This is a genomic window from Bacillus sp. EU63, assembly GCF_038592915.1.
Taxonomy (GTDB): Bacteria; Bacillota; Bacilli; order Bacillales; family Bacillaceae; genus Bacillus; species Bacillus velezensis.
The window spans coordinates 3,298,101-3,310,649 of the sequence record NZ_CP151944.1; the positions used below are offsets into that span (position 1 = coordinate 3,298,101).

The 12,549-nt window shown below is 49.3% G+C and carries 17 protein-coding genes; 2 read left to right on the top strand and 15 right to left on the bottom strand.

Annotated features, from left to right (window positions below; all coding sequences use genetic code 11):
• Positions 1-49: 49 nt before the first annotated feature.
• Both copZ and csoR read right to left on the bottom strand, forming a co-directional pair.
• Positions 50-256 (bottom strand): copper chaperone CopZ, encoded by a 207-nt coding sequence (gene copZ / locus NYE38_RS16510; protein WP_026092300.1) that lies wholly within the window; start codon positions 254-256, stop codon positions 50-52.
• Positions 257-331: 75 nt separating this feature from the next.
• On the bottom strand, positions 332-637 hold the full coding sequence (gene csoR / locus NYE38_RS16515; RefSeq protein WP_013353610.1) for a copper-sensing transcriptional repressor CsoR: 306 nt from the start codon (positions 635-637) through the stop codon (positions 332-334).
• Between the two features lie 138 nt (positions 638-775).
• Here csoR and NYE38_RS16520 point away from each other — a divergent pair, with 138 nt between their 5' ends.
• Positions 776-1,816, top strand: a complete 1,041-nt coding sequence (locus tag NYE38_RS16520; RefSeq protein WP_017418915.1) for an oxidoreductase — start codon at positions 776-778, stop codon at positions 1,814-1,816.
• 44 nt (positions 1,817-1,860) lie between these two features.
• Here the strand turns inward: NYE38_RS16520 and azoRB are convergent, their stop codons facing one another.
• The 10 genes from azoRB to NYE38_RS16570 form a co-directional block, all read right to left on the bottom strand.
• Positions 1,861-2,496 (bottom strand): FMN-dependent NADH-azoreductase AzoRB, encoded by a 636-nt coding sequence (gene azoRB / locus NYE38_RS16525; protein WP_003151719.1) that lies wholly within the window; start codon positions 2,494-2,496, stop codon positions 1,861-1,863.
• A 193-nt stretch (positions 2,497-2,689) separates the two neighbouring features.
• On the bottom strand, positions 2,690-4,018 hold the full coding sequence (locus tag NYE38_RS16530; RefSeq protein ID WP_017418914.1) for an LLM class flavin-dependent oxidoreductase: 1,329 nt from the start codon (positions 4,016-4,018) through the stop codon (positions 2,690-2,692).
• Positions 4,015-4,302: a glutaredoxin family protein gene (locus NYE38_RS16535; protein WP_017418913.1), complete on the bottom strand. Its 288-nt coding sequence runs from the start codon at positions 4,300-4,302 to the stop codon at positions 4,015-4,017. Before NYE38_RS16535 ends, NYE38_RS16530 begins: the two co-directional genes overlap by 4 nt.
• An 11-nt stretch (positions 4,303-4,313) precedes the next feature.
• Complete coding sequence (locus NYE38_RS16540; RefSeq protein WP_017418912.1) at positions 4,314-5,321, bottom strand: LLM class flavin-dependent oxidoreductase; 1,008 nt, start codon at positions 5,319-5,321, stop codon at positions 4,314-4,316.
• Positions 5,318-6,097 carry an amino acid ABC transporter ATP-binding protein gene (locus NYE38_RS16545; RefSeq protein ID WP_014418886.1) on the bottom strand — a complete coding sequence of 260 codons (780 nt, stop codon included), beginning with the start codon at positions 6,095-6,097 and terminating at the stop codon, positions 5,318-5,320. Before NYE38_RS16545 ends, NYE38_RS16540 begins: the two co-directional genes overlap by 4 nt.
• Entirely contained in the window at positions 6,094-6,801 is a 708-nt protein-coding gene (locus NYE38_RS16550; RefSeq protein ID WP_017418911.1) for an amino acid ABC transporter permease, read from the bottom strand. Before NYE38_RS16550 ends, NYE38_RS16545 begins: the two co-directional genes overlap by 4 nt.
• 15 nt (positions 6,802-6,816) lie before the next feature.
• The gene (locus NYE38_RS16555; protein ID WP_017418910.1) at positions 6,817-7,539 is read right to left on the bottom strand and encodes an amino acid ABC transporter permease; all 723 of its coding nucleotides are present in this window, start codon (positions 7,537-7,539) and stop codon (positions 6,817-6,819) included.
• A 22-nt stretch (positions 7,540-7,561) separates the two neighbouring features.
• Positions 7,562-8,374, bottom strand: a complete 813-nt coding sequence (locus tag NYE38_RS16560) for an amino acid ABC transporter substrate-binding protein (protein ID WP_326116883.1) — start codon at positions 8,372-8,374, stop codon at positions 7,562-7,564.
• Positions 8,375-8,399: 25 nt separating this feature from the next.
• Entirely contained in the window at positions 8,400-9,212 is an 813-nt protein-coding gene (locus NYE38_RS16565; RefSeq protein WP_017418908.1) for an amino acid ABC transporter substrate-binding protein, read from the bottom strand.
• Positions 9,209-9,748, bottom strand: coding sequence for a GNAT family N-acetyltransferase (locus tag NYE38_RS16570; protein ID WP_003151702.1), 540 nt, complete (start codon positions 9,746-9,748; stop codon positions 9,209-9,211). The genes NYE38_RS16565 and NYE38_RS16570 overlap by 4 nt, the downstream gene beginning before the upstream one ends.
• 151 nt (positions 9,749-9,899) lie before the next feature.
• Here NYE38_RS16570 and NYE38_RS16575 point away from each other — a divergent pair, with 151 nt between their 5' ends.
• On the top strand, positions 9,900-10,790 hold the full coding sequence (locus NYE38_RS16575) for a LysR family transcriptional regulator (RefSeq protein ID WP_017418907.1): 891 nt from the start codon (positions 9,900-9,902) through the stop codon (positions 10,788-10,790).
• A gap of 38 nt (positions 10,791-10,828) precedes the next feature.
• On the opposite strand, the gene NYE38_RS16580 is transcribed toward NYE38_RS16575, so the two are convergent.
• From NYE38_RS16580 to NYE38_RS16590, 3 genes are all read right to left on the bottom strand, one after another.
• Positions 10,829-11,623, bottom strand: coding sequence for an SDR family oxidoreductase (locus NYE38_RS16580; RefSeq protein ID WP_003151697.1), 795 nt, complete (start codon positions 11,621-11,623; stop codon positions 10,829-10,831).
• A gap of 114 nt (positions 11,624-11,737) precedes the next feature.
• The gene (locus NYE38_RS16585) at positions 11,738-12,043 is read right to left on the bottom strand and encodes a barstar family protein (RefSeq protein ID WP_065180486.1); all 306 of its coding nucleotides are present in this window, start codon (positions 12,041-12,043) and stop codon (positions 11,738-11,740) included.
• A 137-nt stretch (positions 12,044-12,180) separates the two neighbouring features.
• Positions 12,181-12,486, bottom strand: a complete 306-nt coding sequence (locus NYE38_RS16590; protein WP_104842829.1) for a barstar family protein — start codon at positions 12,484-12,486, stop codon at positions 12,181-12,183.
• Positions 12,487-12,549: the final 63 nt, after the last annotated feature.

Sequence of the window (12,549 nt, forward strand, 5' to 3'; positions counted from 1 at the left end):
ATAAATATGATAAAAGAAAACCGCGCCCGTTTCCGCAGCGCGATAAATCCTATACGACGTCATAACCTTGATCTTCAATCGCGTCTTTTATATCTAATACGGAGACTTTGTTCTCATCAAACGTCACATCCACCTGTCCGGCTTCCAATTTCACCTGAACCGCCGTCACTCCGTTCAGTTCTCCTACTCCGGTCTCTACTGCTTTGACGCAGTGCTGACAGGACATGCCTTCGACTTGCAGTGTTTTTTGTTCCATGATGATTCCCTCCACGTCTTGTTTTTTCTTCTTCATGTTACCATACCCCTGTAGGGTATTTCAAAACATTTTATTTTACGATTTTGCGATTTTTTTCACAACGTCAAGCAGCTCGGCAATCGCCTGCTCCCCGTTTCCGCTCTCAATGGCGCCGGCTACGCAGTGATGGGCGTGATCTTCCAGCAGATGAAACGCGACTTTCTGCATGGCTGCCTGTACGGCTGAGATCTGCACGAGAATATCCACGCAGTATCGTTCGTTCTCCACCATATTCTGAATGCCCCTGACCTGGCCTTCAATCCGTTTCAGCCGGTTCAGGATCTGGTCTTTTTCTTTGGCGCTTTTATGATTTAACGATTGATGCTCGGTATGTTTGTCCATTTTCCACCTCGGTTTTTTTCTTCGTTATCTTCATTATACAGACTTGAAAATCCGGTGTAAAAAATTTTCAACACACAAGTTTTACCAGTACACCCGCGGGGTATATATTGTTATCACATATCAAGAGGGGGAAATTCATTGAAAACGATACAGGTTGGCATATTGGGATATGGTTTGTCGGGTAAAGTCTTTCATGCGCCGCTTTTGGACGTCCTTGATGATTATCAGATCAAAAAAGTCATGACGTCCAGAACGGAGGAGGTCAAACGTGATCTGCCGGGGGCTGAAGCCGTGCGCGCGATTGAAGACATTACCGGTGATCCTGACATTGACCTCGTCATCGTCACGACACCGAGCGGAATGCATTATGAATCAGCGATGAAATGTCTACTGGCGGGAAAACACACCGTCGTGGAAAAACCGATGACGGCGACTTCAGCAGAAGCGGAGGAACTGAGAAGAACGGCTGAAGATAAAGGCGTCTTACTGAGCGTGTACCACAACCGGCGGTGGGACAATGACTTTTTAACGATACAAAAGCTGATTCGGGACGGGGCGCTTCAAGACATTCATACATATCAAGTCAGCTACGATCTATACAACCCGGTTGTACAGGAAAAATGGCGCGAAAAGAACGGACCCGCCACGGGAACGCTGTATGATCTCGGTTCACATATTATTGACCAGACACTTCTGCTTTTCGGAATGCCGGAATCCGTCACCGCACATGTGATGAAGCAGCGGGACAACAGCGAAACCGTTGATAATTTTCTGGCCGCGCTCCATTACGGCAAGCTTCAGGTCATCCTTCAATCCGGCTCCATGAATGCGGCAAGCGGCCCGCGCTATCAGATTCACGGACGGAATGCAAGCTTTATCAAATACGGAATGGATGGACAGGAAGATGCGCTTTCAGCGGGCAAAAAGCCGGTTGACGAGAGCTGGGGCGCCGATGATCCTGACAACTTCGGAGAGCTGACAACCGCAGCGGATGAAAAAAGGCATACAGAAACAATCCCCTCTGAGAACGGCTCTTACCTTACGTACTACAAACTGCTGGCGGACAGCATCTTAAACGGAAAACCGCTTCCCGTTACGGCAAAAGAAGGCATCGATGTCATCCGTGTCATTGAAGCGGCGATGAAAAGCAGCGAGCAAAAACGGACGATTGCCCTTTAATATAAAAAACCTCCCTGCCGACGGCGGGGAGGTTTTTTTTAAGATCAGAATGATTTTCCGGCTTCTTTCGCGCGGGCAATCGCATCTTCTTTAATTTGCTGTGCTTTATTCGGTTCAGCATTATGGCCTTCAACGATTAAACCGTCAAAAGAAGGAACGCCGAAGAAGTTCATCATGATGCCGATGTAACGGTGGCCCATTTCCATGTCAGCCGCCGGGCCTTCAGAGTAATAGCCTCCGCGCGCCTGAATGTGGAGCGCTTTTTTGTCAGTCAACAGACCGATCGGGCCTTGCTCTGTATATTTGAATGATTTTCCGGCTACAGCCACAGAATCAAGGTACGCTTTCATAACAGGCGGGAATGAGAAGTTCCAAAGCGGTGTGACGAATACGTATTTGTCAGCTGACGCGAATTGATCGCTCAGCTCGTTCAGACGGCCGACTTTCGCTTTTTCGTTTTCAGAAAGCTCTTCAAAACCTGTGCCGGATTGAAGTTTTCCCCAGCCGCTGAATACATCCGCGTCGATATGAGGAATGTTCTCTTTGTAAAGGTCGATATGTACAACCTCATCATTCGGGTTTGATTCTTTATAAGAATCGATAAACGCTTTTCCTGTCGCCATGCTGTAAGATGTCTTTTCATCATGAGGATGAGCAGTGATATAAAGTACTTTTGCCATTATAAACAGCCCTTTCGTTTTCAGATTACACACACATTTATTATGAAATATGAATGTTTTTTTATACTGATCAGTTCTGTAATAATTATAGTTACAAAAAAATCATTTAGCAACAATAATATCTCGAAATCAGTATATTTTTTTGAAAAGGCTGTAATGACGGGAATGGCAAGCAGCAGAAAAAGCAGAAACCTCAGTTTCTGCTCAAAATCGGATTGGGTCTGCAGGCCGGAATATCCAATCCGAGATTCCCCCGCAGTGTATCGGCCGGATAGCTTTTTCGGTACAGCCCCTTTTCCTGAAGGATCGGTATGACTTGATCCACAAAGGCTTCAAGCATGCCCGGAATGTCAGAATGAATAATAAATCCGTCCGCCGCTTCCCGCTGAAACCATGTTTCAATTAATGATGCCACACGTTCCGGTGTGCCGATAAAATGGGTTCGCGGAAACGCGGCTTCGCGCGCCACTTGACGCAGCGTAAGATTCCGGGCTTTCGCCTCTCTTTTGATACGGTCTGTCGTGCTTTGAAACGCGTTTTTCCCGACGTCGCCCAAATCAGGAAACGGCTCATCCAGCGGAAAACGGCTCAGATCATAATCGTCAAAGAATCTGGCCACATATTTAACAGCGTTCTCTATCGGAATCAGCTCGGCGAATTCTTGGTATTTCGCTTCCGCTTCTTCTTGTGAGCCGGCTATAATCGGACTGATTCCCGGAAAGATCCGCAGCTTGGAAGCGTCCCGGCCGTAATCCGCCGCCCGCTTCTTCACATCATCATAAAAAGCTTTCGTTTCCTCAAGTGAATTGGAGTGCGTAAAGACTGCATCTGCATTCCTCGCGGCAAACGACCGTCCGGTTTCTGAAGACCCCGCTTGGAAAACAACCGGCTCTCCCTGTTTGGACCGGCCGATATTCAGCGGGCCCTCCACTTGAAAATACTCGCCTTTATGATACAGGCGATGCAGTTTGTAAGGGTCAAAAAACTGCCCGGTTTCTTTGTTGCGGACGAAGGCATCTTCTTCCCAGGAATTCCACAGGCCGCGCACCACGTCCACATGTTCCTGGGCGATGGCATAGCGCCGGCTGTGGTCGGGAAGGCTTTCTTTGCTGTGATTGCGCGCGGCTCCCGCCTGCGGAGAGGTGACGAGATTCCAGCCCGCCCGGCCGCCGCTGATATGGTCAAGAGACATCAGCTGTCTTGCGATGGTGAACGGCTCAGTGAACGATGTGGAAAATGTGCCGATTAAACCAAGATGGGTTGTAGATGCGGTAAGCGCCGATAAAATAGTGATCGGCTCAAACCGATTTAAGAAGTGCGGGATGGACTTTTCAGAAATGAACAAGCCGTCCGCAATAAAAGCAAAGCTGAACAGCCCTCTTTCAGCAGTCTGCGCTTTTTGCCTGTAAAACGCCGCATTCGTGCTTGCTGTCGGATCGGCGTCGGGATGACGCCAGCCGTCCGTTGTGCCGCCGACACCGTGAATCATGGCTCCGAATTGAATAAGATCCGTCCGGTTCATTTTCTCTCCCCCTTTTTCCCCTCGTAATCGGCAAGCGCCCGTTCTACATGTTCAATGCCGACTTGAGTAACGGCCTGATACACACGACTGTCACCGCTGCCGATTTCAACGACGGGGACATGACGGATGCCGTACTTCGCCTGCAGCACGTCACGTAATTCATCCCGCTCTGTCACATCAATTGTTTCGTATGCAACGGCTTTTTCCCGCAAATATCCTTTCACTTCATCGCAATAGGAGCAGCCCTGTTTGCTCCAGACCACTACGTTTACTTCATGACTCATGTTCATCCCTCCTATAATTGTGGGGCCGGCTGCACCGCTTCGCTTAACAGCCGGTAAGACAATCGTTTTTCCTCAGCGTTTTTGATAGGCGACAAAATCACAAAATCAGTAATGCTGTATTGAACGGATAATCGTCGCAGCTCGGCGGCGGTCTCTTCTTTTGTCCCGGCAATCACACCCGTCTTTTGTGTAATCAGCTTATATGGCTGCGTGACTTGTTCAAGAAACGCTGCCGCTTGTTCCCGGGAACCGACATTCATCTTTTTGCCGTCTTCGAGAATGATTTTGACCGACTCACGCGATACCACGTGTTTTTCCGCTTCTGCTTTTGTATGCGCGGTAAATACCATCGGCGCAAGGTGAAATTCCGCCTTCGACCCTTTCGGCAGATGCTCGTCAAAGGCGTGGCGCGCTTTTTCTAACGCAGCCTCTTCACCGTTTATGAAATAGGCGAAAACGAAGGAAATGCCGAGTTTGGCCGCGGATATCGCGCTTTCCGTGCTGCCGCCGAGCAAAAAGATGTCAGGCGCATACTCAGTATGCGGCGCCGGCCGCAATGACGCGTAGCGGTGCGAGTCCGGAAAATCATTTCGGATGAAATGAGTCAGCTCCTCAAGCTTTTCTTCAAATAAACGGGCGGGCTGAATAAGCTCCCGCTGCAGCGCATCGGTTGACAGCTGAAATCCGCCGGGCGCTTTGCCGACACCGAGCGCCACACGGCCGGGAGCAAGGGCGGACAGAACCCGGAACTGCTCCGCCACTTTATAAGGACTGTAATGCTGCAGCATCACCCCGCCGGATGCGAGACGGATTTTTTTCGTGCTTGCGGCAAGATACCCCAGAACAATTTCCGGAGCTGATCCTGCTATCTCTTCATTGTTATGATGCTCCGCCGCCCAGAAACGGTCATATCCGTATTGTTCGGCCTCCTGAGCCAATTTCACCGTTTGCCGCAAGGCTTCTTCTGCGGTTTGGTTTTCCGCGGTGACACTTTGGTCTAAAATGCTTAAACGAATCATACGACAGGCTCCTTTATGCGCTCTTTTATGTCATAACCGTAATCAGGCAGCACGCGGCGGAGGAACTTCTTCGTTCTTTCTTTTTTCGTCTTGTAAAAGACTTCCTCAGGCGTTCCTTGTTCCACGATTGCTCCTTCATCCATAAACACAATTTGGTCGGACACTCTTCTGGCGAATTCCATTTCATGTGTGACAATGATCATGGTGGCGCCGGTCCGCACAATGTTAAGCATCACATCGAGCACCTCGCCGACAAGCTCCGGATCAAGGGCTGCGGTCGGTTCGTCAAACAGCATCACATCAGGATGAATGGCAAGCGCCCGGGCAATTCCGACCCGCTGCTTCTGTCCTCCCGATAGCTGATTCGGATAGGCGTGCAATTTATCCTGAAGCCCCACCTTGGCCAGTTCCCGCTCGGCAATGGCGTACGCATCTGTTTTTTTCATTTTCCTTGCGACCGTCAGGCCTTCCATGACATTTTGAATCGCCGTTTTATGCGAAAACAAATGATATTGCTGAAAAACCATCGCCGTCTGTTTCCTCAGTCTGAGAATGTCTTTTTTGGCAGGCTTTTTGCAGTTAATGACTTCACCGTGCAGCGAAATGGCGCCCTCATCCGGCCGCTCAAGTAAATTAAGGCAGCGCAGAAAAGTGGTTTTCCCGGAACCGCTCGGGCCGATGATGGTCACGACTTCTCCTTTCCGGACACTTAAATTGATCCCCTTTAGCACGTGATGACTGCCAAAATGTTTCTGAATGTTTCGGATTTCGATCATAATGCGCCTCCTTGATATCTGGCCGCTCTTTTTTCCGCCAGACTGTTTACAGCTTCGAGAATCAGCGTTAATCCCCAATAAATCACGGCCGCCCCGATAAATGCTTCCAGAAACGCATAGTTATCGGATGCCGCAATCGTCGCCGTTCCTGTAATTTCAGGCACTGCAACAATTGCCGCGATGGAAGTGGTATGCAAAAAGCCGATGCCTATATTGGTGAAGTTCGGCAGCGATATCACGAACGCCTGCGGCAGAACCACGCGCCGAATCATCTGTCCCCGCGTCAGGCCGATTGAATATGCCGCCTCCGCCTGCCCTGTATCGACGGCCATGATCCCGGATCGGAGAATTTCCGTCATATAAGCGCCTGCCGTTAATGACAGTGCCATGATGACAAACACGGCGACCGGAATCTGATTGGCCGACCAGCCGAGATGAAACGCGCGGCTGAATTGATCGGCAATCAGCGGAACCCCTAAATAAATCAGCATAATATGGAGAATCGCCGGGGTGCTGCGGAAAAAAGACACGTAAAACGATGAGCAGGCCAGCAGCCATTTGATGCGGAATATACGCACCGTGATATTGCCGAGAGCTATGAAAAATCCGGCAATAATCGGAATGACCGTCATCGCCAATGTAAGCGGAACGGTTTTCATCATTTGTTTTATCGCAGTGCCGATAAACGGAATGTCCAGCTCCACTGTTCTCCCTCCTTTTCAGCCGTGCGCGCTCATGTCAAAAACCGTCACAAGGCGCGTCTCATCTTTCTTGATTCGTTTTTCGGCCCATCTGAAGACACGTTCAAATAAAAGGGCGGCCGCATAATACAGAACAGAAAGCGAGATATACACTTCTAAAGAATGATTGCTCGATGTAATCAAGGTCTGTCCTCTGCCCGACATATCCATCACCCCGATCGAAAAAGCGAGTGATGTATCTTTTAAGAAACCGATCACCATATTTCCGATGTTGGGAAAGGCCTGCACAAGCGCCTGCGGCAGAATGATGCGCCGGAATGTCTGCCCCCCGTTCAGCCCGATGCTGAACGCCGCCTCCGCCTGCCCGCGGTCGACGCTGTTCACACCTCCCCTGATGATTTCCGCCGCTCTTGCCGCGCTGCTCAGCGCATACGTGGCGATGGCCGCATACAAAGGGTCCATTTTGGAGGTATCAATCCCGGCGAGCGCCGTGAGCGCCGGAATGCCGTAAAATACAATGAACAGCTGCACCATGATAGGCGTTCCTCTGAAAAAAGAGATATACAGCTTCGCAAACTGATTCAAGACGGGAATGCGATAGATGCGGGGCAGCGCCAAAAGCAGCCCCAATAGAAAGCCGAACAGCAAAGACACCGCCAATATATACAGCGTGACGGGCAAATACCCGAGCAATGTCGGCACAAAGGACGCGATCATACTGATATCAAACGCTTTTTCCATTGCCGATCCCTCTCTTTTTCACTTAATATTGCTCCTTTGAATAATCCGCGCCGAGCCACTTTTCACTCAGCTTTTTAAGCGTGCCGTCATCAATGATTTCCTGCAGGGCTTTATCAATGTCATCGCTCAGCGTTTGTTCATTTTTGTTAAACATAAAGAACACTTTGGCATTTGACAGCACCCCGCCGACTGTTTTTTCTTTGATCGCGCTCGTTTTGTTTTGGAAATCGACGGCAAACGGCGTTGAAATCGTCGCATCGGCGCGGCCGGATTTCAGCTGATTGGCCGCATCGTTGGAGCCTTGGCCGGCATAAGCGATTTCAAACGGACTGCCGTGTTCTTCATTCCATTTCTTCAGCACAAGCGCGCCGTTTGACGTCGGACTCGTAATGACCCGCTTCCCTTTCAAGTCATCAATGCCGTGAATGTTCCCGTTTTCTTGAAGCACCGTGATTTTCAGCGGGAAGTTGTTATACGCGACTTGATTGAACAGAAATTTTTTCTCCCGTTCGGCGCTTTTCTCCATTTGATGGGCTACGATATCGACTTTATGCTGGCCGAGGCTGACAAGCAGGTTGGAGAAATCCATCGTTTTAAAAGTGAAACGATAGTCCGGCAGGCGCCTGTCAAGCTCTTTCACCAGCTCAACGTCGTAGCCCGTCAATTTGCCCTTATCATCAATAAAGCAAATATTCGGAAATTGAGTTCCCGTGCCGACCGTGATGTTGTTCACGTTTTTCTGATTGCCTGATGCCGCCTCCCCGCCCGCGCCGCAGGCTGATAACGCCGCCGTTGCGGCAATTGTTAATGACATGACCGCCAATCTTATTTTCATGTGATCGCCCCGTTTTCTGCTTCAATTATTTCGTGAAACTTGATTTTGAATAATCCGCGCCGAGCCATTTTTCACTCAGCCTTTTCAATGTGCCGTCCTTCTCAAGCTTTTGAATCGCCCGATCCGTATCGTCCGCCAGGGTTTGGCTGTTTTTATTGAACATAAAATACACCTCGGTATCCAGCAGCACATCACCGACCGTTTTTTGTTTGAACGCGTGCGTCTTATTTTGAAAATCGACGGCAAACGGCGTGGATACGGTGGCGTCAGCGCGTCCCGTCTCAATTTGGTTTGCTGTATCATTGCTGCCCTGCCCGGCGTATTTCAAATGTATCGGGCTGCCGTGGGTTTTGTTGTATGCCGTCATATAGTCCGCCGCGTTTGACGTCGCGCCGACGATGACGGTTTTCCCTTTTAAATCCCGGAGCGTGTGTATCGCGTCATTATCCGCCTTCACCGTGATGTACATCGGCGAGTAGTTATACGGGATCTTGTGATACAAAAAGCGTTTCTCCCGTTCCTTATTTTTCGCCATATTGTGCGCGATCACGTCAATTTTCCGGTTTCCGAGACTTGTGAGCAGATTCGAAAAATCCATCGTCTTAAAGACAAATTTGTATTGCGGCAGCTGTTTATCAATGGCTTTCATCACTTCAATGTCATAGCCGGTCAGCTCGCCTTTTTCATCCATAAAAGCAATGTTCGGAAAATCAGTTCCCGTGCCGACAATGACGGTCTGCGCGCCGCTCCCCGCTTTTGTGCTTTCTCCTTGCCCGCACCCGGCCAGCACGCCGAGCAGCAGAAGCAGACAGCCGGCTCTGATCCGTTTTTTTATCATTGCGCCCAGCTCGGTGTGCCTAACAGCGACGCGTCAAACCGCTCCGGTATGAGCACCTTTCTCATCATGACTCCGATGTCTCCGTCTTTCTCCTGCTCAAAATACACTTCATACCCCCTCCGTCTGTACATATCTACAAGCCAGGGATGCTTGCGCGCCGAAGTGCCGAGCGTGATGGCCGGGGCCTTCAGCGTATCCCGCAGCACGTGTTCCTCTACATAAGTCAAAAGTTTGCTGCCGATGCCCTGCCCCTTCAGCTCAGGAAGCGTCGCAAACCACCAGACAAACGGATATTTTGACGGAGGCGTGTCACTCTCCCACGGAAAACGGATCGTAATTGTTGAAAGAAGCCGTCCGTCCCGTTCGAGCACGACGGCTGAATGATTTTCAATATTTTCTGTTACCATATCGATGTCGGCCCGCGCCGACGGCCAGTCAATCTCCAAATTGCGGATCGGCTGAAACGCGCTGTACAGCAGCTCTAAAAACTCCGGCGCATCCTTTTTCTCAGCCAATCGAAATATGTCTTCACTCATTCCGGTCACTCTCCCCGCAAAAATATATAATTCCAATTTGTTTACTAAGCTTTGATTGTTTATACTATAAAACAAACTGATTTATTTGACTAATCAAAAAAAGTAAAGGAAAGGTTCAAGAAAATTAATGAACAGCCGGGAGGGGATTTCGTTGGAATTACGCACCATTAAAACGTTTCATACCATCGTACAGTCAGGCAGCTTTTATAAGGCCGCCGAAATTCTGAACTACTCACAGCCGACGATTTCAATGCGGATTAAACAGCTGGAACAGGATGTAGGCGCGCAGCTGTTTGAACGGGGAAAGAAGCTGAAACTGACAAGGGCGGGGCGGCTGTTTCATGAGCGGGCCGGGCAGCTTCTCGCGCAATACGAGGTGCTTGACCATACTTTGGCCGACATCAGACAGGGCCAGGCCGGCCTTATTCAGATCGGCATATCCGAACCGACGGCAAGCCTGATCTTCCCTGCCGTACTGCGGGGTTTCTTACATGATTATCCTGACATGTCGGTCAATGTCAGCGTGGATGATGCCAATACATGCAGCCGCAAACTGCTGGAGGGCGCCATTGATTTTGCCGTATGCGGCGAGCCGGAGCTGATTCTGGAAAATTATTTCGATCCGTTTTTCCATGACTCGCTCAATGTCATCGTGTCAGACAGACATCCCCTTGCCGACAAAGCAAGCGTCAATCTCGAGGATTTAGAAAATGAATGCCTGATTTTCACGCCCGCCAATTGCCCGATCCGGATTCAAATTGAACAGCACCTGCAGCGTGCCATCGGGAGCCGCTATCGAAAAATGGAGCTGACCAGCAGCATGGCTCATCAATACTATGTCAGGGAAAATATCGGCGTCTCAATCTTTACGGCGACGGCGCACTCAGAACCGATCGAGGGCACGAAGGTCATTCCGATCAATAACTTAACAATTTCACCGCCGGTCGGGCTGTTGACAAACCAAAAAGAAGAGCATTTTGACTGCGCCACAAAAGATTTAATCAGCAGGATCATCGGCCGGTTTCAGCGTGATCCGCATTAAAAAAACCCCCGCTTTACGGGGGTTTTTTTACGTTCATCTTATATAATGCTCCGCACCAAGCCGCCGTCGATCCGCAATGCAGATCCGTTAATGGCAGACGACAGCGGGCTGCTTAAAAAGGCGACAAAGTGGGCGATTTCTTCCGGACGGATCAATCGCTGAATGATCGACGTCGGACGATTTTCCTTCATAAATCGTCTCTCCGCTTCAGCCACTGTCAGGTTTTCACCGGGATAAAGCGACTCAAGCATTGTTTCGACGCCCTCTGTTTTCGTGGAGCCGGGCATGACCGTATTCACCGTCACATTCGTCCCTTCCGTGAGCTCGGCCAGACTGCGTGACAGCGACAGCTGCGTCGTTTTCGTAGCGCTGTAATGGGCCATTTCCTGAGAAGGCATGACGGCCGCTTCACTCGCGATAAAAATCACCCGCCCTTCCTTCCGTTCAATCATCCGCTTTGCATACCGGCGTGTCAGCCTCACGCCGCTCATGATATTCACCTCGAAAAACCGGAGCCACTCTTCGTCAGGAATATCAAAGTATTCCGCAGGTTCAAAGATTCCTAAATTGTTGACGAGAATATCCACATCCGGATACTGCTGAAAAATCGCGCCGCACCCTTCCGCCGTGCCTAAATCAAATGCGGCCGGATAGAGACGGGCATCCGGCGTCTGTTTCTCTAGTTCCCGGATCGTTTCGTTCACCTTTTCTTCACGGCGGCCGTTAATGATCACGGCCGCACCTTCTGCAATCAGCGAAGCCGCAATCGCCTTCCCGATGCCTGACGTAGATCCCGTCACAAGCGCCGTCTTCCCTTTCAACTGCAAATCCATCATCCATTCCTCCCTATCGCAAGTCTCTTCTTATATATGGACAGAAATCGAAAGCCTGAAACCTTCCGTCCCTATTATCGGATAGAAAAATGGATGAGGGGAAGTACGCACTTTTTAGTGCCTGTCCGTTGTCCCGGCTGACGGCTGATCGATTTGAATGAAAAATTCACCATCTAATTCTGCCTGAGCCTTTTTTAATATCCTTAATACATCATCAGCATCCGAACCCAATGCCTTTTGACTGGCCTCAAAATTCTTCCACACCAATGTCAGCGGATATTCTATCCAGCCTGTCAGACAATCCCATAAGGCATTCAGATTTTCACCATAAAAGTCCGGGAAATCTAATTGATCTTTTAAGATTCGGTGTAAAGCTTCTGTGCTTGTAACATCTTTTCCGTCTATGATGACTTTTAACATCAATAACACCTTCCACTATTTTATTTTATGAAATGTTTTATAATGGTCTGTTGTTTTATAGATTAACCCATCATTAGAATAAAGAAGTCCGTCCCTATTATCGGATAGAAAAATAGATGAGAGGAAGTACGCACTTTTTAGTGCCTGTCCGTTGTCCCGGCTGACGGCTGATCGATTTGAATGAAAAATTCACCATCTAATTCTGCCTGAGCCTTTTTTAATATCCTTAATACATCATCAGCATCCGAACCCAATGCCTTTTGACTGGCCTCAAAATTCTTCCACACCAAAGTCAGCGGATATTCTATCCAGCCTGTCAGACAATCCCATAAGGCATTCAGATTTTCACCATAAAAGTCCGGGAAATCTAATTGATCTTTTAAGATTCGGTGTAAAGCTTCTGTGCTTGTAACATCTTTTCCGTCTATGATGACGATTTCCATTCACTTTCACTCCTTGATTTCGGCATGAAAAAACCGCAGTGCGTCATGTGACGGCACTGCGGT